The 20,680-nt window shown below is 60.1% G+C and carries 18 protein-coding genes and 2 pseudogenes; 7 read left to right on the top strand and 13 right to left on the bottom strand.

The genetic code is table 11. The features are described from left to right. Positions 1 to 13 precede the first annotated feature (13 nt). The 3 genes and pseudogenes from E0F99_RS14200 to E0F99_RS14190 form a co-directional block, all read left to right on the top strand. Complete coding sequence (locus E0F99_RS14200) at positions 14 to 1,495, top strand: methyl-accepting chemotaxis protein (RefSeq protein WP_083359464.1); 1,482 nt, start codon at positions 14 to 16, stop codon at positions 1,493 to 1,495. Between the two features lie 195 nt (positions 1,496 to 1,690). Next, positions 1,691 to 2,208, top strand: a pseudogene (locus E0F99_RS14195) (type IV secretion protein Rhs); the annotation flags it as partial. Between the two features lie 196 nt (positions 2,209 to 2,404). Next, positions 2,405 to 2,653 (top strand): annotated as a pseudogene (locus E0F99_RS14190) (DUF962 domain-containing protein); the annotation flags it as partial. Positions 2,654 to 2,659: 6 nt separating this feature from the next. Here E0F99_RS14190 and E0F99_RS14185 read toward each other — a convergent pair. The 3 genes from E0F99_RS14185 to E0F99_RS14175 form a co-directional block, all read right to left on the bottom strand. After that, on the bottom strand, positions 2,660 to 3,457 hold the full coding sequence (locus tag E0F99_RS14185) for an acyl-CoA thioesterase (RefSeq protein ID WP_083359467.1): 798 nt from the start codon (positions 3,455 to 3,457) through the stop codon (positions 2,660 to 2,662). Between the two features lie 90 nt (positions 3,458 to 3,547). Then, entirely contained in the window at positions 3,548 to 4,309 is a 762-nt protein-coding gene (locus tag E0F99_RS14180) for a CHAD domain-containing protein (RefSeq protein ID WP_083359468.1), read from the bottom strand. Positions 4,310 to 4,354: 45 nt separating this feature from the next. Continuing rightward, a complete protein-coding gene (locus E0F99_RS14175) occupies positions 4,355 to 4,633 on the bottom strand; it encodes a hypothetical protein (protein ID WP_010176194.1) in 279 nt (92 codons plus the stop codon). Positions 4,634 to 4,849: 216 nt separating this feature from the next. Here E0F99_RS14175 and E0F99_RS14170 point away from each other — a divergent pair, with 216 nt between their 5' ends. Further along, on the top strand, positions 4,850 to 5,887 hold the full coding sequence (locus tag E0F99_RS14170) for a patatin-like phospholipase family protein (RefSeq protein ID WP_083359469.1): 1,038 nt from the start codon (positions 4,850 to 4,852) through the stop codon (positions 5,885 to 5,887). A gap of 50 nt (positions 5,888 to 5,937) precedes the next feature. On the opposite strand, the gene E0F99_RS14165 is transcribed toward E0F99_RS14170, so the two are convergent. The 6 genes from E0F99_RS14165 to kdpF form a co-directional block, all read right to left on the bottom strand. Beyond that, complete coding sequence (locus E0F99_RS14165; RefSeq protein WP_083359470.1) at positions 5,938 to 6,627, bottom strand: response regulator; 690 nt, start codon at positions 6,625 to 6,627, stop codon at positions 5,938 to 5,940. Between the two features lie 37 nt (positions 6,628 to 6,664). After that, complete coding sequence (locus E0F99_RS14160) at positions 6,665 to 9,316, bottom strand: sensor histidine kinase (RefSeq protein WP_083359471.1); 2,652 nt, start codon at positions 9,314 to 9,316, stop codon at positions 6,665 to 6,667. 135 nt (positions 9,317 to 9,451) lie between these two features. Next, positions 9,452 to 9,997, bottom strand: a complete 546-nt coding sequence (gene kdpC, locus E0F99_RS14155; protein WP_083359472.1) for a potassium-transporting ATPase subunit KdpC — start codon at positions 9,995 to 9,997, stop codon at positions 9,452 to 9,454. 84 nt (positions 9,998 to 10,081) lie between these two features. Continuing rightward, positions 10,082 to 12,133: a potassium-transporting ATPase subunit KdpB gene (kdpB, locus tag E0F99_RS14150; RefSeq protein WP_408003451.1), complete on the bottom strand. Its 2,052-nt coding sequence runs from the start codon at positions 12,131 to 12,133 to the stop codon at positions 10,082 to 10,084. Positions 12,134 to 12,154: 21 nt separating this feature from the next. Continuing rightward, on the bottom strand, positions 12,155 to 13,849 hold the full coding sequence (kdpA, locus tag E0F99_RS14145) for a potassium-transporting ATPase subunit KdpA (RefSeq protein WP_083359474.1): 1,695 nt from the start codon (positions 13,847 to 13,849) through the stop codon (positions 12,155 to 12,157). Positions 13,850 to 13,858: 9 nt separating this feature from the next. Beyond that, the gene (kdpF, locus tag E0F99_RS14140; protein WP_003218754.1) at positions 13,859 to 13,948 is read right to left on the bottom strand and encodes a K(+)-transporting ATPase subunit F; all 90 of its coding nucleotides are present in this window, start codon (positions 13,946 to 13,948) and stop codon (positions 13,859 to 13,861) included. Positions 13,949 to 14,360: 412 nt separating this feature from the next. Here kdpF and eat point away from each other — a divergent pair, with 412 nt between their 5' ends. Then, positions 14,361 to 15,725: an ethanolamine permease gene (gene eat / locus E0F99_RS14135; RefSeq protein WP_083359475.1), complete on the top strand. Its 1,365-nt coding sequence runs from the start codon at positions 14,361 to 14,363 to the stop codon at positions 15,723 to 15,725. 109 nt (positions 15,726 to 15,834) lie between these two features. Continuing rightward, positions 15,835 to 16,002 carry a DUF2897 family protein gene (locus E0F99_RS14130; protein ID WP_083359476.1) on the top strand — a complete coding sequence of 56 codons (168 nt, stop codon included), beginning with the start codon at positions 15,835 to 15,837 and terminating at the stop codon, positions 16,000 to 16,002. Positions 16,003 to 16,010: 8 nt separating this feature from the next. Here E0F99_RS14130 and E0F99_RS14125 read toward each other — a convergent pair whose 3' ends face one another. Further along, entirely contained in the window at positions 16,011 to 16,859 is an 849-nt protein-coding gene (locus E0F99_RS14125; protein ID WP_083359477.1) for an urea carboxylase-associated family protein, read from the bottom strand. 21 nt (positions 16,860 to 16,880) lie between these two features. Next, entirely contained in the window at positions 16,881 to 17,519 is a 639-nt protein-coding gene (locus E0F99_RS14120; RefSeq protein ID WP_083359478.1) for a GntR family transcriptional regulator, read from the bottom strand. A 121-nt stretch (positions 17,520 to 17,640) separates the two neighbouring features. Between E0F99_RS14120 and E0F99_RS14115 the strand changes: the two genes are divergently transcribed. Further along, on the top strand, positions 17,641 to 18,198 hold the full coding sequence (locus tag E0F99_RS14115; protein WP_083359479.1) for a TetR/AcrR family transcriptional regulator: 558 nt from the start codon (positions 17,641 to 17,643) through the stop codon (positions 18,196 to 18,198). A gap of 27 nt (positions 18,199 to 18,225) precedes the next feature. Here the strand turns inward: E0F99_RS14115 and E0F99_RS14110 are convergent, their stop codons facing one another. Both E0F99_RS14110 and E0F99_RS14105 read right to left on the bottom strand, forming a co-directional pair. Then, positions 18,226 to 18,558 (bottom strand): ComEA family DNA-binding protein, encoded by a 333-nt coding sequence (locus E0F99_RS14110; RefSeq protein ID WP_083359480.1) that lies wholly within the window; start codon positions 18,556 to 18,558, stop codon positions 18,226 to 18,228. A gap of 111 nt (positions 18,559 to 18,669) precedes the next feature. Beyond that, entirely contained in the window at positions 18,670 to 20,664 is a 1,995-nt protein-coding gene (locus E0F99_RS14105; RefSeq protein WP_083359481.1) for a polysaccharide biosynthesis protein, read from the bottom strand. Between the last annotated feature and the right edge of the window lie 16 nt (positions 20,665 to 20,680).

Genomic DNA, 20,680 nt, shown 5'->3' with positions numbered 1-20,680 from the left:
GAGAAAACCTTCCATGGGTGCCTGGCTTAGCAATATCTCGTTGAAATACAAATTCTGGGCCGTCAACGCGGTCGCGTTCATCACCACTCTTGTGCTGGTACTTTACGCCGTGCAGCTGGAACAACAGGCACGCAGCGATGCTTCCCAGGCATCGGCGCAGGCACAGGCGCGCTTGCTCGGTGCTTGGCCGGCCGACAAACCGTTGCCCAAGAGCGAGCAATGGCTGACGTTTGCGCGCGGCCAAGCCCCACAGATGGCCGATCAGGATCTGTCGGCCCTAAGCAACACCAGCGGTTGGATTGAGCTCAATCACATGCCGTTGTTCGGTGAAAACCCGCTGATTGGTGCCGACGTGATCGCGCGCGCCGACGGTCAACAGATCGCCGTACTGGCCTACGGGCACAGCCTGAGCCAGGTATTCGGCGAACGCTTTGCCAATTACGCCGTGGCGGTTCTGATCCTGATGCTGGCGATGCTCGGTGCCTCGCAGTTGCTGATCCGCTTCCTGCTCAGCCAACTCAACACCCTCAAGGACGTCATGCTGCACGTGGAGAAGACCGGCGACCTGTCGGCCCGCGTGCCGCTGGCCTGCAAGGATGAAGTCGGCCAGATGGCCAGTGCCTTCAACGCCATGCAAGCCGGCTACCAACGGGTGGTCAGCACGGTGGCGCGCACCGCCCAGCAACTGGACGATGGCGCCGCGCGCCTGGCCAGCAGCATGAACGAAGTGCAACACGGCATGCTCGGTCAGCAAAGCGAAACCGACCAGGCCGCCACCGCGATCAACGAGATGACCGCCACCGTCTACCACATCGCCCAGCACGCCGGCGCCACTCGCGACCTGTCCCAGACCGCCGACACCCTCGCCGGCAGCGGCCAGGAAGTGGTCGGCCGGGTACAGCGCTCGATTGCCGGCCTGTCCAGCGGCGTGCAACAGACCGCCGAGATGATCCAGAAACTTGCTGACGACAGTCAGAAAATCAACGGCGTGGTCAGCGTGATCCACAGCATCGCCGAACAGACCAACCTGCTTGCCCTCAACGCCGCCATCGAAGCCGCCCGCGCCGGCGAAATGGGTCGTGGTTTTGCCGTGGTCGCCGACGAAGTACGCAACCTGGCCAAACGCGTGCAAAACTCCACCGACGAAATCACCCGCATGGTCTCAGCCCTTCAGGCCGGCACCCGTGACGCGGTGGACTTCATGCAGGAAAGCTCCTTCAAAGCCGACGACTGCGTACAGCAAGCCCAGGAAGCCGGCGCGGCCCTCGCCGAGATCACCGGCGCCGTGGCGCAGATGCGCGAGAGCAACACCCAAATCGCCGTGGCGGCCGAACAGCAAAGCCATGTCGCCGAAGAGATGAACCGCGCGGTGGTGAGCATTCGTGATGTGACCGAGAACACGGTGCAGCAGACCGTGGATTCGGCCACTACCAGCAATGAGCTGGCGACCTTGGCTGGGGAGTTGAGTAAGGCGATTGGGCAGTTGAAGCTGTAGGGTTTCTCAACCTGTAATCCCACTCCTACGATCGCCCTGCGTTACTCGAGATCTTAGCGAAACGTACTAGTCATCCTGGCGAATAACGCCGACATATTTACCTGACAAACCCCTTCAAAGTCTCTCGCCTGACTGTTCAGTGCGAGGGACCGCCGATGTACTTCTCCGTTAATGCCTGGCCCTATGGGGTGCCGTTTGATCCCGGTGATTGCCAGGTTTGTCCTGGCCCCCATGGATGCAAAAACGCCGGATGTTGAAGGCGTTTTGCGTGACTTTCGCAACTGCCTGAACACCTTTGACGACTGGGCCGAAAGCTTCTGGAGCGCTTAGGCTCTGGAAGTGGAGCAGGTGTTCAAGGTTGGCGAAGACGTCGCACTGGTAGCACCGCTCTCTTCCAAAGCGCCAAATCGCACAGTTGCCACGTGCAAGGCCCTGGGTTCGTTGACCCGGGGCACATGTTCGAAAGTGCGCAGTTCGTGCCCATTGGCAACACGCCGGTGATGCTGCAAGCCATTGCAGCGAATGGCCGCCCGGTTGGGGAACCTATCCACCACACCATTGGCCGCTGCGGCATTCTTGAAGTCAAAGAATGTGGCCGTGACCAGCAGTACCACATCACCTTTTATCCCAACGTTTCCATAGAACACGTCAAGGCGTTGTATGCGTCTTATCAGTCGGTGATAGCTGGGTTGGAGCATCGCATAAATTCGGAAGGATAGATGGGATCGGGGGGCAAAAAACGCACTACAAGGTGCGCGTAATCTGATTGATCCGCGCGCATTGGATCATGATGATGTAAACAGAGTAGACAGCCACTATAGCCCCCATAGCCAACCCCAATTCGCCACCCCGCGCCCCTCAAACCTAAACTCTGCCCAAGCTATTTCAACGGACAGAGGATTCACGATCATGGGCAAACGTCACCCCAATCTCCCCGCCTGGCAATGGCGTAATTACCCACAAAACCATCAGCACCCGACCAACTTGGGGCTGCAGTTGATTGCCGTACCCCTGCTGATCATCGGGTTTCTGTTGATCGCGTCTGGGGTGTTCAGCCTCAGCCTGGCCAGTTTTGCCGTCGGCGTAATCGGTGTGTTGGCGGGCGTGGCGCTTCAGCGCTATGGGCGCACGCTGGAAGCTCAGGGCAGCCAGCGGTTCTGAATCTCAGGCGAAGACCACTACGGTCTGCCGGCTAATGGCGATCAGCTCGCCGCTCGGGCTCCACAGTGCGGCGGCGGCGTGGCCGTAGCCGTCGCGGGCGTGTTCGATGTTGACGCAGTACTGGCACCAGTCGAGGGTGGTCAGGTCTTGCAGTGGCTGGATAAATTCGATGGTCCAGGTCAGCGTGCTGCCCGGAGCCGGTTTGGTCAGGTGCGGCAGCAAGGCCGGGGGCCAGGCGTCGACCAAAGCGAGGATGTGCGCCTCGGTCAGCGGTTCTTCCTTCACGTCCCCACGCAGGCGTACCCAACCGCCCATGTCGCGGGATTTATTGCCAGTGAACGGCAAGCCGCCGACACTCCAGCGCATCGCCAGATGGCGCATGAACTCGGGGGTAACGCCCTTGATATAAGGCAACTCCTGGCATTCCTCCCAATGTTTGAACGTAGGCGGCGCCTCGCTCGCGACCTCAATCACTGACTCACGCGGCGCGCCGAAACTGGCCTGTACCAGCGTCGCCACTTCACCGTTCTGCGTCACGCGGCCAAGCAACTGGCTGACGGCCTTGCCTTCGCGCAGCACTTCGACTTGGTAACTGGCCGGCACATCCGGCGCAACCGGGCCGACAAAGGTGATGGCCAATGAGCGCAAAGGGCGATCTGCCGACACTTTGGCGCGCAACGCTTCGTATTGCAGCGCGGCAACCAGGCCACCAAAGCTCGCACGGCCCTGGGCCCACTCGGCGGGTATGGTGACATCCAACGGGTTGGTACGGGCAGCGTCGAGCAAATCACTAAAGCGCATGGCGACCTCACATCAAGAAAACCGATGGGGCGATCTTAACTATCGGGCCGGCAAGGTACAGCGCCCATTCCGGCCAAAAACCGGACCGGCTTAGAAACAGTCCGCGCTGAGCTTGTCCAGCACGCGGTCCGCTTCGCCTTCCGCCTTGGCCATGGTGCGATGCCAGACAGGAACACACGGCTGCAAATCCGGTTGATGCCCGGCCTGGGCCAGCCACTGCCAGCAGTCGTGCCAATCACCCAGGGCGCCTTGGGCTTGTTTGAGCCGCGACACGGCTTTGGAAGGCAGTTTGTCCAGCTCGGGGTAAGCCTCAGCGGCGTAGCGCACACGCTTGATCAGCAGGCGGAGACGGTGGCGATCATGATTGGGGTCTTTGAGGGCTTCATCAAGCGTATGCCATTGCTTGGCCAGACGCTTTTCAATACGCGGGAGCAGGCCCTTGAGTAATTTCTGGTGTTGGGACGCACGGATAAAGCGTGGGAATGCATCGAGGATCAGCAGCAGGTGCGCCACTTCCGGGCTTTGCGCCACGTGGCGATAGGCGTCGGGTTGCAGGCGCAGGCGCCGGTCCGCCGCTTCGTGGTAGCCATGCTGATGCAGATACGCCGCCAGGACTTCTCGGTCGCGTAGCGGCGTGGTCAATTGGCCGACTGTGCTGGCGGCCAATTCTAGCTGTTCCACTCCCGGCAAACCGCGCAAGGGCCGCAACAAACTGCGCAAGCGCCGCACGGTCGTGCGCAGATCGTGCAGGGCTTCATCGTCGGTAACGGCAGCGAGACGAGCCTGGCAGCTCAGCAACCCTACTTCCAGGCCAATGACCTGAGCGACTAACTGATCGACCAAAGCTGACATCCCTTCCTCCCTTGACGATGAAAAACCCTACTTGGCCGCTACAGGTCAACGCCCGGCGCGCGACTCGCGAATATAGAACCGCGCTTTTTCGGCTTTGTTGGAGCAGCCTTCAAACGCTTCGAACTGCTGCTGGGTCTTGGCACCTGTCAACAAGGACAAGGCCTTAGAGTAGCTCACGGTGCCGGCAAACCCTTCGGCCTTGGCCAAGTCCAGCTCATGCCATGCCGCGTCCAACTGCGTGCCACAGCTATCGCGGTAAGCGGTTTTCCCGGCACAACCGGCCAGGGCCAACACGATCACAGGTACACACATCCAGGCTTTCATCAATGACACCTCAAATAAAGAAAAACAGTCGTAGGGTGTAGACGTTGCCTACAAGGAAAAGTGCCTTGTCCGACGCCTGAAATCAGAAGCGCTTATCGTCAGAGCATACTCGAGCCTGCTCACGATTCAGGAAAAATATTACGCGGCTGCGCGAAGATTGAAGCGGCCCCCTTAAAAGGTGCATTGTGGGCACCTGCCTTGGGAAGGACATGGACCATGAAGAAGCGTGTTGCCTTGGTACTGGGCTCTGGGGGAGCCAGGGGCTACGCCCATATCGGCGTGATTGAAGAAATCGAGCGGCGTGGCTATGACATCGCCTGTATCGCCGGCTGCTCGATGGGCGCCGTGGTGGGCGGAATCTATGCCGCCGGCAAACTTGACGAGTATCGAAACTGGATCGAAAGCCTCGATTACCTGGACGTGCTGCGCCTGGTGGACGTGAGTTTTCGCCTGGGAGCCATTCGCGGCGAGAAAGTCTTCGGGCAAATCCGCAAGATCGTCGGCGAGATCAATATCGAAGAGCTGCGCGTTCCCTACACCGCCGTAGCGACCGACCTGACCAACCAGCAGGAGATCTGGTTCCAGGAAGGCTGCTTGCACCAGGCCATGCGCGCGTCAGCGGCGATCCCCAGCCTGTTCACGCCCGTGATGCAGGGCAACCGCATGCTCGTCGACGGCGGCCTGCTCAACCCGCTGCCGATCGTGCCGGTAGTATCGAGCCATTGCGACTTGATCATCGCGGTCAACCTCAATGCCACCAACCAAAAACACTACCAGTTGCCAGTGATACAGCGCCCACCGGCGTTCAAGAGCCGCTTTAACAGCTTGGCCAAATCACTGGGTTCTCACCTGCCGTTTCGACGCAAACAAGCCGAGCAGTTAATGAAGCTGGAGCAAGAGGCCTTGCAAGCTCAGACCGCCGAGATCAACCCATGGCTGGAATCGGCCGAGCCCGAATCCCAGCAACCCGCCGCCGCACCGGAAAAAGCCGGAGCGCCGAAATCGGCGACCGGTTCGTTCATCATCGACAACGTCGGCCCGGCGTCCCTGCTGGACCTGATCAACCAGAGTTTCGAGGTGATGCAGACGTCGCTGGCGCAATACAAAATCGCTGGGTATCCGCCCGATGTGTTGATCAACGTGCCAAAGCGGGTGTGCCGGTTTTTCGAGTTCTACAAGGCGCCGGAGTTGATCGCCTTAGGGCGGGAAATTGCCAGGGATACATTGGACAAGTATGAGAGTGAGCAGGGTTGAAAGAGTGGGCGGGCTTGCTCGCGAAGGGGCCAGTTCAGATGCAGCTCAACTCAAGCACTCAATAATCGATACCCCACCCCCGCCTCAGTCACAATAAACCGTGGCTGCGTCGGATCATCCGCCAACTTCTGGCGCAAATGGCCCACCACAATGCGCAGGTAGTGGCTGTCTTCGGTGTGGGTCGGGCCCCAGATATCCTTGAGCAGTTGCTGCTGGGTGATCACGCGCCCCGGGTGCCGCGCCAATTGCGCCAGCACCGCATATTCCTTGCGGGTCAGTGCCACCTCGACACCCTCCAGCAGCACGCGGCGATAGGCCAGGTCCACCGTCAGCGGGCCAAAACTCAAGGCGGCTTCCTGGGCCTCCCCCGCTGGAGTCTGGCGCAGTAAGGCGCGAACTCGGGCGAGAAACTCCTGGATACCAAAGGGTTTGGTCACGTAATCATTCGCGCCGCTATCCAGGGCCTCGACTTTTTGCACCTCACTGGCGCGCACCGATAACACCAGCACCGGCACCGTTGACCACTCGCGAAACTCGCGCAACACGTGTTGGCCGTCCATGTCGGGCAGGCCGAGGTCGAGTACGAGCAAATCCGGTTTGCTTAAAGCCGCCTGGGCGAGGCCCTCGTTGCCCGTGCCGGCCTCGATCACCTTATAGCCCTGGGAGGCCAGGCTGATACGCAGAAATTTGCGGATCTGCGGTTCGTCATCAATGACTAAAATCGTCGCGGTCTGGCTCATGGTGTCCAATCAAAATCCGTGGAAAAAAGAGGGTAGCTCAAGCGTCGCGCTCCAGGCCAGGCTGAGTCGGCAATGGCAGGAACAAGGTGATGCAAGTGCCTCGTCCTTCAATGCCATCGGCGACGCTGATGCGCCCACCGTGAGCGCCGACCATGCCCTGGCAGATCGCCAACCCCAGGCCGGTGCCCTGCCCGCCGCGATCACCGCGGGCGGCGGTGTAGAACATATCGAAGATCTTCGCACGCTCGTCTTCGGGAATCCCCGGCCCCTCATCGGCCACCGCAAAAAACAACTGGTCATCCACCACGCCCGCGCTGACGTCCAAACGGCCTTGGGCCGGTGAAAAACGCGCGGCGTTTTCCAGCACATTGACCAGCGCCTGCTCGATCAGCGCGGCGTGGACATACAGCAAAGGCAACTGCGCGGGCACGTCAGTCTTGACCTGCAACGGTGCCAGCACCGCGCGCAGACGGCCAAGGGCACTGCCGACAATATCGCCGGGCGAGACCCAATCGCGCGCCAACTTCAGGGCGCCGTGGCCCAGGCGTGTCATGTCGAGCAAGTTCTGGATGTAGCGGTCGAGGCGCTCGGCTTCATCGCGGGTGCCTTCAAGCAATTCGCGGCGATCTTCCAGCGGGATGGCTTCGCCGAGCGCCAACAGGCTGTCGATGCTGCCGCGCATCGAGGTCAACGGTGTGCGTAAATCGTGCGACACCGACGCGAGCAAGGCGCTGCGCAGTTGTTCGGTTTCACCGTGCAGGCGCGCAGACTCCAGCTCCTGCGCCAGTTGCGCCCGGGCCAAAGCCTGAGCCAGCGGCTGGCTCAAGGCGGTGAGCAGCCGACGACGCTGGCCGCTCAATTCCAGGCCCGGCTTGGGGCTCACGCCTAGCAAGCCCAGTGGCCCCTCCTCGCCCGACAGCGGCCACCACCACCAGCGCCCAAACGGCAAGGTGCCGGTGCCCATGCCCGCCGGCTGATCGTGCTGCCAGGCCCAGTCGGCGGCGGCGCGTTCGGATTCAGTGAAAGCCAGTGGTGAACCGGTCTCGACCTTCCAGTCACCCTGCCCGTCTCGATTGACCAGGCACAAATCCAGGTCACTCCAGCCTTGCAGATGATGCGCCGCCGCGCTGATCACCGCCTGGCGATCAGTGGCGGCGGTGAGCTTGCGCGACAGATCGAGCAACTCGCTGGTTTCTTCCTGGGTATCACGCAACGCCTGCAACTGCCGACGCTGGCGTGCGGCCAGGTTGCCGGTCAGTGCCGCCATCAGCAAAAAGAACAGCAGGGTCAACACATCTTCTTCGCGCTGGATCGCGAAGGAGAATTTCGGCGGGATAAACAAAAAGTCGTACGTCAGGAACGACAGCGCCGCACACACCAGCGACGGCCCCAAACTGCTGCGCACACCGACCAGCAATACCGCCGCGAGAAACACCAGGGAGATATTCGGCAACGGCAACACGCTGGCCACGGCCCAGGCCAGCGCCGCCGCCACGACGGTCGCAACCACTGCCAGGCCGTAGTCGAACCATACCAAGCCGCGTACATCCGGCAATCGCGGCGGCGCAGGCATGTCGTCGCTGTCGAGGACATTGATTTCCAAGCCGCGGGCATTACGCAGCAAGCGCGCCGCCAGCCCACCACCGAACAGCCGACGCCGCCAGCGCATGCGCGACTGCCCTACCAGCAACAGGCTGGCGCGGCGTTCGGCGGCATGCTGGATCAGCGTCTTCGCCACCTCACCCGCCCGCAGCAACACCACTTCGCCGCCAAGCCGCTCGGCGAGTTGCTGGGCGTTTTGCAGACGCAGCCGCGATTGCTCATCGCGCGCGCGGCCGTTATCGATATGCACCAGGCTCCAGGGCAAATGCCGACGCTGGGCCACGCGGCAGGCATGACGCACCAGGCGCTCGGCTTGCGCATCGCCATCCACGCCCACCAGCAAGCGCCCGCGTACCGCCGGCGCGGCCTGGCCGAGTTGGCGATAGCCTTGGGCCAAGTCGTCATCCACGTGGGCAGCGGCGGTCTGCATCGCCAGCTCGCGCAGGGCCATGAGATTGGTCTGGGTGAAAAACGCGTCGATGGCGGCACGGGCCTGTTCCGGCACATAGACCTTGCCGTCGCGCAGACGCTCGAGCAGCTCGCGCGATGGCAGGTCAATCAGCAGCAGTTCGTCAGCCGCTTGCAGCACCCAGTCCGGCAGGGTTTCGCGCACTTGCACGCCGGTGATACCGCGCACCTGGTCGTTGAGGCTTTCCAGGTGCTGGACGTTGACGGTGGTGAACACGTTAATGCCAGCAGCGAGCAGTTCCTGAATGTCTTGCCAGCGCTTTTCATGACGGCTGCCGGGGGCGTTGCTGTGGGCCAACTCGTCGACCAATACCAGCTTGGGCTTGGCGGCCAGCAAGCCGTCGAGGTCCATTTCTTCGAGCATCACGCCGCGGTATTCGGTACGCACCAACGGTTGTTGCGGCAAGCCGCTGAGCAAGGCCTCGGTCTCGGCGCGGCCGTGGGTTTCGACCACCCCGGCGACCAGCCGCACACCTTGACGCAGCTGCGTATGGGCGGCCTGAAGCATGGCGTAGGTCTTGCCCACGCCCGGCGCGGCACCAAGGAAGACTTTGAGCCGGCCACGGCCGTCCCGTGGCAGTTCGGCTAACAGGGCATCGGCGCGGCCGGAGTCGCTCATGCTTTGCGGTTCCTTCAGGTATTCAGGTCACTGAAGATCCAATGTAGGAGCGGGCTTGCTCACGAAAGCAGTGAATCAGTCAGCACATTTTTTACTGAAAGACCGCTTTCGCAAGCAAGCCCGCACACAAGGGGCTCAGAGGTTTTCCAGCGCCATGTTCAGCGCCAGCACATTCACGACAGGCGGCCCCACCAGCGGGCTTTCGATGTGCTCATCGAGCAAGCGCTGCAGTGTAGACACCGGCACATTCCGGGCCGCCGCTACTCGCGCCAGTTGATAGGCAATCGCTTGCGGTGGCAAGTGTGGATCAAGACCACTGCCGGAGGTAGTCAGTGATGCCAAAGGCACCGGCCCCTGGCCTGGCACCTGTTCCTTATTGGCATCATCAAAGATGCGCGTGGCCAGCGCCGGGTTGCTTGGGCCCAGGTTACTCGCGCCGCTGGAAACCGTCGCAAACGCGCCGGCCGAGGGGCGCGGATGGAACCAGCCGTCACCGGTAAAATCCTGAGCGATCAGGCTGGAACCACGCACTTTGCCGTCGGCATCACGCACCAGGCTACCGTTAGCCTGGTCAGGAAAGGCGACTTGCGCGATGCCGGTCACGACCAGTGGATAGGCGACGCCGGTGATCAGGGCCATGAGGACCAGCAGGCTCAGGGCCGGGCGGATCGTGGTGGACATTTCAAATTCCTCAATTCGTTTATCAGCGCAGGACGCAGAGCGTCCGGGGCGGCATTCCCACGCGGAGCGTGGGAACCATCCGGGTTACACCAGGTGCAACGCAGTCAGCAGCATGTCGATCGCCTTGATACCCACGAACGGCACCAGGATCCCGCCCAGCCCATAGATCAGCAGGTTGCGACGCAGCAATGCCGCCGCACTCGCCGCCTGCACGCGCACACCGCGCAGCGCCAGGGGAATCAGCACCACTATGATCAACGCGTTAAACACAATGGCGGAGAGAATCGCGCTCTGCGGGCTCTGCAGGTGCATCACGTTGAGCACACCCAGTTGCGGGTAGATCGAGGCGAACAGCGCGGGCAGGATCGCGAAGTATTTGGCCACGTCGTTGGCGATGGAAAACGTGGTCAGCGCACCGCGCGTCACCAGCAATTCCTTGCCGATCTGCACCACGTCCAGCAGCTTGGTCGGGTCGCTGTCGAGGTCGACCATGTTCGCCGCTTCGCGAGCAGCCTGGGTGCCGTCATTCATCGCCATGCCGACGTCAGCCTGGGCCAGTGCCGGGGCATCGTTGGCGCCGTCGCCACACATCGCAACCAGGCGACCGTCGTTCTGTTCATGGCGAATACGCGCGAGTTTTTTCTCGGGTGTTGCTTCGGCCAGCACGTCATCCACGCCGGCTTCTGCCGCAATCGCCGCAGCGGTCAGCGGGTTATCGCCCGTCACCATCACGGTGCGAATCCCCAGTTTACGCAGCTCGGCAAAACGTTCGCGGATGCCAGGCTTGACCACGTCTTTGAGATGGATCGCACCCAGCAATTTGCCGTCGGCACACACCAGCAACGGCGTACCGCCGCTTTGGGCGATCTTGTCGATTTCCCGCGACAGCGCCGGCTGCAGGTCACGACGTTGTTGGCCAATAAATGCGAGCAGCGAATCGACCGCGCCTTTGCGGAACACGCGACCTTCGTAATCGACGCCGGACAAGCGCGTTTCAGCACTGAACGGCACCGAGGTCAGTTGGTCCAGGGTCGGCTCAGCCTGAGGATGTAAGGCGCGCAGGTATTCGACGATGGATTTACCTTCCGCCGTGTCATCCGCCAGCGATGCCAGCAACGCGCCTTCAGCCAGGTCATCACCGCTGACGCCAGGCGCGGCAATCACCGCTGCGCAGCGACGGTTGCCGAAGGTGATGGTGCCGGTTTTATCCAGCAGCAACACATGCACGTCACCCGCTGCTTCCACTGCACGACCGGACTTGGCGATCACGTTGAGGCGCACCAGGCGGTCCATGCCCGCGATACCGATGGCCGATAACAGGCCGCCGATGGTGGTAGGAATCAGCGTCACCAGCAGTGCGACCAGGAACACCAACGGCAAGCTGCCATTAGCGAAGTGGGCGAACGGCTGCAGCGTGACCACCACCAGCAGGAAGATCAGGGTCAGGCCGATCAGCAGGATATCCAGCGCGACTTCGTTAGGGGTTTTCTGGCGCTTGGCGCCTTCTACCAGGGCGATCATACGGTCAAGCGTGGACTCACCCGGGTTGACGGTGATGCGGATCAGCAACCAGTCCGACACCAGCCGTGTGTTGCCGGTGACGGCGCAACGGTCGCCACCGGACTCACGGATCACCGGCGCGGATTCACCGGTGATCGCCGCTTCGTTGACCGCCGCAATGCCTTCGATGACCTCGCCGTCACCGGGGATCATTTCCCCGGCGGTGACGCGTACCACGTCGCCTTTACACAGGCTGGTGGCCGGCACGACCTTGAAGCTGCCGTCGGCTTCTTTGCGACGTGCGCTGAGGCCTTCGCTGCCGGCTTTGAGGCTGTCGGCGCGGGCCTTGCCGCGACCTTCGGCCAACGCTTCAGCGAAGTTTGCGAACAGCACGGTGAACCACAGCCACACGGCGATTTGCACGGCGACAAACGTCGGCACGGTGGTGTCGGGCACGAAGCACAACACCGTGGTGAGGATCGCGGTCAGCTCGACCACCAGCATCACTGGCGAGCGTTGCAGTTGGCGCGGGTCCAACTTGACGAAAGCCTGGATCAGCGCCGGGCGCCACAGCGCGGGCATGGCGGTCTTGGGCGACTCCTGAGTGTTCACAGGAGCGGCGTTTTTTACAGGCATATTCATTTTCATATCCCCTTTTTAGAAGCCCATGCTCAAGTGTTCAGCAATGGGGCCTAACGCCAGCGTTGGCAGGAACGTCAGGCCGCCCACCAGCAAAATGGTCACGGCCAACAAGGTCACGAACAGCGGGCCATGGGTCGGGAAGCTGTTCTGGCCAATCGGTGCGGTCTTTTTCATCGCCAGGCTGCCGGCCAGGGCCAGTACCGGGAGGATGTAGCCGAAGCGACCAATCAACATGCCCAGGCCCAACATCAGGTTGTGGAACGCGGTGTTGCCACTGAAGCCGCCGAACGCCGAACCGTTGTTGGCACTGGCTGAGGTGTAGGCGTACAGCAACTGGCTGAACCCGTGGGGGCCAGGGTTACTGATGGCACCTGCCGGGCCCGGCAGGCTGGCAGCGATGGAACTCAGCACCAGCACACCGACGGGCATGACCAGCAAGGTCACCACCAGCAGTTGCACTTCCTTGGCCTGTAGCTTCTTGCCCAGGTATTCCGGGGTGCGGCCGATCATCAGGCCGGCGAGGAACACCGCGATCAATACGTTGAGCAACATGCCGTACATACCGGCACCGACGCCGCCGAAGATCACTTCGCCGACCATCATATTGACCAGCGCCACCATGCCGCTCAGGGGGCTGAGGCTGTCCTGCATGCCGTTGACCGACCCGTTGGACGCCGCAGTGGTGGTCACCGACCACAACACGGTGCCGGTGGTGCCAAAGCGCGTTTCCTTACCTTCCAGCGGTGCGGTTTGCTCCACAGCCGGGTTGTTCAGGGTCGGATTGGGCTGGTATTCAGACCACAGCGAAGTCGCACCGCCGATCAGGAACAGCGCCAGCATGCAGCCGAGGATGGCGCGGCTCTGACGCAGGTCCTTGACGTAATGACCGAAGGTAAACACCAACGCCACCGGGATCAGGATGATTGAGGCCACTTCGAACAGGTTGGCCCAGGCAGTCGGGTTCTCAAACGGATGCGCCGAGTTGACGCCAAAGAAGCCGCCGCCGTTGGTGCCCAGTTGCTTGATTGCAATCTGGCTCGCAGCCGGGCCCAGTGGGATCACTTGGTCAACGCCCTGCATCGTCACGGCGTTGACATAGTGAGCGAAGGTTTGCGGGACGCCCTGCCACACCAGGAACAGGGCAAACACCAGGCACATCGGCAGCAGGCCGTAGAGGGTAGCGCGGGTCATGTCGACCCAGAAGTTACCCAACGTCTTAGTGGATTTGCGACTGATACCACGGCAAAGGGCGACCAGCACGGACAGCCCGGTGGCGGCACTGACGAAGTTTTGCACCGTCAGGCCGACCATCTGGCTGAGGTAGCTCAGGGACGCCTCACCGCTGTAGTTCTGCCAGTTGGTGTTGGTTATGAAACTGACTGCAGTGTTGAAGGCCAGGGTCCATTCCTGGCCTGGCAATTTTTGCGGGTTCAGTGGGAGATAGCCCTGGAACAGCAGGATCGCGAACAGCAACACAAAACCCGCCAGGTTGAACGCCAGCAACGCCAGCATGTACTTCTGCCAGCTCTGTTCCTGATGTTCATCCACGCCCGACAAGCGATAACACGCGCGCTCGACAGGGCCGAACACCGGCGTTAGCCACGTGCGCTGACCTTCCATCACCTTGTAGTAGAACCGCCCCAGGAACGGTGCCGGCACCAGCACCACGACAAAGAAGGCGATGATCAGCCAATAGTCATAACTGTGCATAGCCTGCTCCTAGTTCCGATCCGCGCGTAACAGCGCAACCAGCAGATAAATGAACAGCGCCACGGCCAATAGCAGTGACACCCCGTCCAGAACGCTCATGGAAGTCTCTCCGTTTTGCGGCGATTGCCGCGTGTGGGGCAATTGTCCGCAGAAGTGGCGTAAAGGAACGAGAGCGAGGGTATGGGTGGGGCGTAAAGACAGCGTAAAGAGTGGGTTTATGCAGGGTTTACAGGGGGATTTATGCCGCCTTTGCGGGCGTCTTCGCGAGCAAGCTCGCTCCCACATTCGACCGAGTACATTCTCTGGAGCGCGGTCAACATGTGGGAGCGGGCTTGCTCGCGAAAGCGCCAGGCCTGGCACAGCTGCTCCAACCTGGTGCACCTTGAGTAGATTTCAAACGCCAAACCGTCTCGTCGGCGACAGTTCGACGCCTTTACGACACCGCATCGCGCAATGGCATGGCCGCTGCAACACCCTGAATCATTCAAAACCGTTCAGGGAGTGCAACACGATGAACACACAACTCAAACCCACCTTGGGCACCCTGCATTTATGGGGCATTGCCGTGGGGCTGGTAATCTCCGGCGAATACTTCGGCTGGAGCTATGGCTGGGGCGTGGCCGGTACGTTGGGCTTTCTGGTGACCTCGTTGATGGTTGCCGCCATGTACACCTGCTTTATATTCAGTTTTACCGAGCTCACTACTGCGATTCCTCACGCTGGAGGGCCGTTTGCCTACAGTCGTCGCGCCTTTGGTGAGAAAGGCGGCTTGATCGCCGGCCTTGCGACGTTGATCGAATTCGTCTTCGCACCGCCCGCTATTGCCCTGGCGATCGGGGCGTATCTGAATGTGCAGTTTCCGGCTCTGGACCCCAAACACGCCGCCGTGGGTGCCTACATCGTGTTCATGGGCCTGAATATTCTCGGCGTAAAGCTCGCGGCCACCTTTGAGCTGGTGGTGTGCGTGCTCGCCGTCGCTGAATTGCTGGTGTTCATGGGCGTGGTCGCGCCGGCTTTCAGCTTCAGCAACTTCGCCCTGAATGGCTGGGCCGGTTCCGATACCTTCGGCGCGCCCGCTATTGCGGGGATGTTTGCGGCGATTCCCTTCGCCATTTGGTTCTTCCTCGCCATCGAAGGCGCGGCCATGGCCGCCGAGGAAGCCAAAGACCCCAAGCGCACCATTCCAAAAGCCTACATCAGCGGCATCCTGACGTTGGTGATCCTGGCCATGGGTGTGATGTTCTTCGCTGGCGGCGTGGGCGACTGGCGCACCCTGTCGAACATCAACGACCCCTTGCCGCAAGCGATGAAAACCGTGGTGGGCGACAGCTCCGGCTGGCTGCACATGCTGGTGTGGATCGGCCTGTTCGGCCTGGTGGCGAGTTTCCACGGCATCATCCTCGGTTACTCGCGCCAGTTCTTCGCCCTGGCTCGTGCCGGTTACTTGCCGTCTTTCCTCGCTAAACTGTCGCGCTTTCAGACTCCGCACCGGGCAATCATCGCCGGTGGCGTAGTCGGCGTCGCTGCCATCTACAGCGACGGCCTGATCAACCTGGGCGGTATGACGTTGACCGCAGCCATGATCACCATGGCGGTATTCGGGGCCATCGTGATGTACATCATGAGCATGCTCAGCCTGTTCAAACTGCGTAAGACCGAACCGCTGCTGGAGCGTACCTTTCGCGCGCCGGGCTACCCGATCGTGCCGGGCATCGCCTTGGTACTGGCGGTGGTATGCCTGGTGGCCATGGCTTGGTTTAACACGCTGATCGGGCTGATTTTCCTGGGCTTCATGCTCGTGGGGTTTGTGTACTTCCAACTGACCGCGCAAGACCGGGCCGATGCACCGGCAGATGCGATGTTGACGGGTCTTTAGGCTACTGGGGCAGAACGGGCCTACAATGAACTACTAAGATAGCCCGTTACTCAAAGCAGCAATTACCGTGGGAAACTTCCCCACGGTTTGCTGCCTCAAGGAGAGCCCTATGCCGTGGTATGCCTGGTTGATTTTAGTGGTCGCGATCGGTTCGATCGTCGGTGGTTTATTGATGCTGCGAGACAGCGCCAACAAGGTAGAACTCACCGACGAACAACGTAAGCGCGTGGCCGAGCGCAACGCACAAGCGGACTCAAAAGACGCACAAGACCGCTGAACCAGCCGCTATTCCCAATCCGCCTTGGCGATATGCAACCCGTGCTGGCCTTTATAGGCCGCACGTTCGGGCTGGCTCCAGCCATTGAGCAACTCACTCTCCAACCGATAAATTTCCACACCCAGCGGGCGACACACCGTCAGCGGGTCCTGCGCGTCCGGCCCCCACATTGGTAACGACAGATCCCCGCCCGGGCACGTTGATAGCGCGCAGAGCACATCAATCTCGGCAAAAAACTCCAGGTAGTCGCCCTTCCGTGCCGGGCAGGCTTTCATGAAGTACATGTCGTCATGGTTGAGCCCAGTGCATTGGAAAATATTCAGCACGTCATGCACATCAAACTCGGTCAAGCCGTGGGGAAGCACGGCGCGCGTCAGGTTTGAATGGCAATGGTGATGAAAGTCTTCGCCGGTGAGCATGCGGTTCACATACGGATCGCAACGCGTGCCCAACAAATCATGCAGGCGCCCGCCATGTTCATCGATGCCGTAGCTTGCCAGGCTGTCATCGGTGATGGTCACCAACGGCCGCAGGAACGGCAAGTTCGACCACAACCGGTCATGGGTGCTGACATGCGCGCCTTGCAACTGGCGCGTGCGCGCCGCCCACAAGCGTTCACGCGGGTCGTTAGCGTTCCACACATTGAAGTCGCCGACCTGCGGCCCTACCGGTGTGGTGACACGAAACACGTGCCCGGCCGGCACCTTCCATGCCCTGCCCGTGCGAATCGGCACTTCGAACTGCTCGATCAACGTGCGTTTATCCGCCTGGTCACGAATGCGTTCGTAGAACGCCGTGTCCACCTGCAATGCCGAACCTTTACTGACCTGGTAGGCGGCCGGATAGTCTTTGTACATGCTGCGGTTCCTCGATCAGGGTTAGGTAAACAGGGCCAATGTCAGGCGTTCCGAATCATTCAGGTACACGCTCATCGCTTTACCTGCTGCCGGTTTATCCGCGCGAACCAATAACGCGTAAATCTCACGATCGCGCTCCAGCCAAGGCGACTGGAAACGTTGCTCATCGATGGCGGCACAAAACACTAGCCGCAGTTGGGCAATGACCTGGGCGAAAAACTCATCGAAGAGAGGGCTGCGCATCAGCCCGACAATCAGTTGGTGAAACACCAGGCTGTGCGTAGCCACGGCGCGCCAGTCCTCACGGTCTCGTGCCAGCGCAGTGGCCTCAATGGCGTTATGCATGCCCTCCACCTGAGCGTCGGTCAGCGCGCCGCTCTGGGCGATGGCCTGCAACTCAAGGGTGCGGCGCACGACAAACAAGTCACGCACTTCGCTTCGCTCCAGCCGCCGAACCATCACCCCTTTATTGCGCACGTAGCGGGTGAGCCCCTCCTGGCCCAAACGATGCAACGCTTCGCGGATCGTATTGCGCGAAGCGTTATAGGCTTTGACCAGATCGACCTCGACCAACGCCATTCCAGGCAACAGCCGCCCCGCCATGATGTCGGCACGCAGTTCAAGCGCAATCTGATCGGCTAAGGAAACGCTGAGCGTCATGACCACCTCAAGATTGTTGAACAATCACTGAGCCAGATGTAATCACGTTCCATGCCAACGCCGCTGAACGTTGCCTGTATGGGTAAAAAATAAAATGCGCACTCGCTCACAAGGCAGTCCTATGCGTTACTCCGCAGCCCATAAAGCCCAGACTCATCAACGCATCGTAAGCCGCGACGGCATTGGCGCCACTGGCCTGCAGCCGTTGATGAACGCGCTGAACCTGACGCATGGCGGGTTTTACGCTCATTTCAAATCCAAGGATGAACGGGTGGAAAAGGCCCTGCAGGCTGCGGTTGCCGAACTGGCTACGCATTGCAAGATGCTGTTCAGCCAGGAGCGACCGTTGGAAGCGTTCATCGACAGTTACCTGTCTGAATGGCACCAGACCTCGCCGGATCAAGGCTGCCCACTACCGACCATGTCTTCGGAACTGGGCCTAAGAGGCCAGCATAGTCCGACCACGGATGCGGTACTTGGCGCCCGGCTGAAGCAGGTCGAAGCCGCTCTTGGAAACGCAAATGCCGATGAACAAAACCTGGTGATGATGTCGACGCGGGTCGTTGCGCTGGTACTGGCCAGAAGTGTCGAGAGTGCGCAGCTGGCGACGCGCATCATGGAAGTGGTACGCGCCAGTTTGAAAGCGCAGGTTTCAGAAGGTAAAAAAGCCGGTCATTGACCGGCCTCCTTGCAAACGTTCACATCCTCAATTGATAACCAGCCTGTCGCGGTTCTTCTCCAGCAGCGCCTTGCCGATGCCCTTTACTTCCAATAACTCATCCACTGCGGTGAACGGGCCGTTGCTTTCGCGGTAGGCGATGATCGCCTTTGCCTTGGCAGCGCCGATGCCGAAGAGGTCTCGACGCAGGGTTTCGGCGTCGGCTCCGTTCAGGTTGACCTTGGCGGATTGCTCGACCTTGGTCATCTGGGCGGTGATGGGGGCCGGGGCTTCGGGTTTGATAGAGGGCGCTGCGTTGGCGGCGACCGAGAACGAGGTAAGGAAAGCGAAGACAAGAGAAGATATGTAGGTGTTTTGCATTGGTGACGCTCCATGACATCGGTAGAAGAAAAGCAGCTTTCCGAAGCTGCTTCTTCTAACGTAGGTGATGTTTGGAGGGAGTCAAAAACGCAGGGGTTACAGAGTGTGAGCTTAGGGCTCCAGACGGCGTTGCTGGAAAATGAGATCGACGATTTCGCCATCGGGCGAGTAGCCACTTACCGTATCGCGCAGCAGCTGTCGAACGCGGGAATAATCGTCCTGATCTAAGGCCGCCAGCAGTTCGCTCAGCTTGCCCTTTAGAAGATCCCAGCCCAAGTGGTCTTCGTTAGCACTCATGATCATCGGGTGCTGGGTGGCAACTACGTTGTCGCCAATCAGTAACTCTTCGTAAAGCTTTTCACCAGGGCGTAGTCCTGAAAACTCTACGGTAATATCGCCATGCGGGTTTCTATCGGAACGCACACTCAAGCCCGACAAGTGAATCATCTTCTCCGCGAGTTCGACAATCTTCACTGGCTCGCCCATATCCAGCACGAATACGTCGCCGCCCAAGCCCATTGAGCCGGCCTGAATCACCAACTGCGCAGCTTCCGGAATGGTCATGAAGTAACGGGTGATTTTCGGGTGGGTGACAGTCACCGGGCCACCCGACTTGATTTGCTTATGAAACAGCGGAATTACCGAACCTGAGGAGCCGAGTACATTGCCGAAACGCACCATGGTGAATCGGGTCTTGTTCACCCGCGAGACGTTTGATTTGTCGCCAAACAATACGGGGGCTATCTCACGGCTAAGTGCTTGCAACGTCAGCTCGGCGAGGCGCTTCGTACTGCCCATGACATTGGTCGGACGGACCGCCTTGTCGGTAGAGATCAGCACGAAATTGGCCACCCCTGCCTGCAACGCTGCCTGCGCTGTGTTCAGTGTGCCAATCACATTATTCAACACGCCTTCAGCGATATTGTGCTCTACCATCGGCACGTGCTTGTAAGCAGCAGCGTGGTAAACCGTACTGACGCGCCAGGCTTTCATGACATCGAGCAACTTGGATGGGTTACGGACAGAACCCAGGATTGGCAAAACCTTGACCGGTAGAGACTCGCGATTAATACGCTCCTCCAGTTCGCAAAGGATGCTGTAGAGATTGAACTCGCTGTGCTCGAACAACAGCAACGATGTAGGGCCCAATGTAAGAATCTGCCGGCAAAGCTCTGAACCAATTGAGCCCCCCGCCCCGGTTACCATTACGTTTTGCCCTTTGATACAGCGCTCCAGCAGTTCGTGCTGGGCTGGCACAGTGTCCCGCCCCAATAGGTCTGCAATATCGACTTCCTGGATATCGTCGACCTTCACCCTGCCACTGGCCAGGTCCATAAATCCTGGAACACTGCGTACATGCAGAGGAAAACCTTCAAGAAACCCGAGGATTTCACGGCGGCGACCGCGGTTGGAGGACGGAATGGCCAGCAGAATTTCCTGGGCACCCGTCGTATCAATCATGCGTTGAATATGTTTGGGCTTATACACTTGCAGCCCGGAAATCACGCGGTCGGAAATACTGGAATCATCGTCAATAAATGCCACCGGCCGCATGACGCGCCCCATTCGCAACGCCGCGACCAGTTGATTGCCAGCAGCGCCCGCGCCGTAAATGGCGACACGCGGCAATCCATCTTCGCGGTTGGTAAACGGCACATGCTGCGCGGCGGAAAACCAGTCACCTAAGAAGTATTGGCGCATGCCAAGGCGCAAGCCGCCCACCATGATCAGGCTGAGCCACCAGTAGTTGAAGATAATGGAGCGCGGAACCACATTCTGATGGTTGCTGTACCAGTAAACCACCACGCCAAGGATGAGGGAGGACAAACTGACCGCCTTGATAATGGCGATCAATGCATCGTTGCCAAAGTAGCGCATCACTGCGCGGTACATGCCGAAGCGAATGAACAGCGGTATTGCAACCACTGGAGCAGCAATGAACAACCAGAGGTGAAGACGAACCGGGTTAACCAATTCATCGATGCCCAGGCGTACAACGAACGCAAGCCATAAGGCAGCCCAAACGACAAACACATCCGTGCAGACCTGAATCAGCCGTTTTTTTCGTCTAGGCAGAGCGACCAAATAGGCCCGTAACTTATCCATAGCGTTTTCAGACACC

It is taken from the genome of Pseudomonas antarctica (assembly GCF_900624995.1).
GTDB classification, from domain to species: Bacteria; Pseudomonadota; Gammaproteobacteria; order Pseudomonadales; family Pseudomonadaceae; genus Aquipseudomonas; species Aquipseudomonas antarctica.
The sequence above is the reverse complement of the archived record's forward strand: the minus strand, read 5'-3'. Positions and strand labels throughout refer to the sequence as shown.

Excerpts from the sequence above, each read along its gene's own strand:
- E0F99_RS14200 (WP_083359464.1), top strand. The coding sequence starts at position 14 with ATGGGTGCCTGGCTTAGCAATATCTCGTTGAAATACAAATTCTGGGCC.
- E0F99_RS14185 (WP_083359467.1), bottom strand. The coding sequence starts at position 3,457 with ATGCGCTTTAGTGATTTGCTCGACGCTGCCCGTACCAACCCGTTGGAT.
- E0F99_RS14180 (WP_083359468.1), bottom strand. The coding sequence starts at position 4,309 with ATGTCAGCTTTGGTCGATCAGTTAGTCGCTCAGGTCATTGGCCTGGAA.
- E0F99_RS14175 (WP_010176194.1), bottom strand. The coding sequence starts at position 4,633 with ATGAAAGCCTGGATGTGTGTACCTGTGATCGTGTTGGCCCTGGCCGGT.
- E0F99_RS14170 (WP_083359469.1), top strand. The coding sequence starts at position 4,850 with ATGAAGAAGCGTGTTGCCTTGGTACTGGGCTCTGGGGGAGCCAGGGGC.
- E0F99_RS14165 (WP_083359470.1), bottom strand. The coding sequence starts at position 6,627 with ATGAGCCAGACCGCGACGATTTTAGTCATTGATGACGAACCGCAGATC.
- E0F99_RS14160 (WP_083359471.1), bottom strand. The coding sequence starts at position 9,316 with ATGAGCGACTCCGGCCGCGCCGATGCCCTGTTAGCCGAACTGCCACGG.
- kdpC (WP_083359472.1), bottom strand. The coding sequence starts at position 9,997 with ATGTCCACCACGATCCGCCCGGCCCTGAGCCTGCTGGTCCTCATGGCC.
- kdpB (WP_408003451.1), bottom strand. The coding sequence starts at position 12,133 with ATGCCTGTAAAAAACGCCGCTCCTGTGAACACTCAGGAGTCGCCCAAG.
- kdpA (WP_083359474.1), bottom strand. The coding sequence starts at position 13,849 with ATGCACAGTTATGACTATTGGCTGATCATCGCCTTCTTTGTCGTGGTG.
- kdpF (WP_003218754.1), bottom strand. The coding sequence starts at position 13,948 with ATGAGCGTTCTGGACGGGGTGTCACTGCTATTGGCCGTGGCGCTGTTC.
- eat (WP_083359475.1), top strand. The coding sequence starts at position 14,361 with ATGAACACACAACTCAAACCCACCTTGGGCACCCTGCATTTATGGGGC.
- E0F99_RS14130 (WP_083359476.1), top strand. The coding sequence starts at position 15,835 with ATGCCGTGGTATGCCTGGTTGATTTTAGTGGTCGCGATCGGTTCGATC.
- E0F99_RS14125 (WP_083359477.1), bottom strand. The coding sequence starts at position 16,859 with ATGTACAAAGACTATCCGGCCGCCTACCAGGTCAGTAAAGGTTCGGCA.
- E0F99_RS14120 (WP_083359478.1), bottom strand. The coding sequence starts at position 17,519 with ATGACGCTCAGCGTTTCCTTAGCCGATCAGATTGCGCTTGAACTGCGT.
- E0F99_RS14115 (WP_083359479.1), top strand. The coding sequence starts at position 17,641 with ATGCGTTACTCCGCAGCCCATAAAGCCCAGACTCATCAACGCATCGTA.
- E0F99_RS14110 (WP_083359480.1), bottom strand. The coding sequence starts at position 18,558 with ATGCAAAACACCTACATATCTTCTCTTGTCTTCGCTTTCCTTACCTCG.
- E0F99_RS14105 (WP_083359481.1), bottom strand. The coding sequence starts at position 20,664 with ATGGATAAGTTACGGGCCTATTTGGTCGCTCTGCCTAGACGAAAAAAA.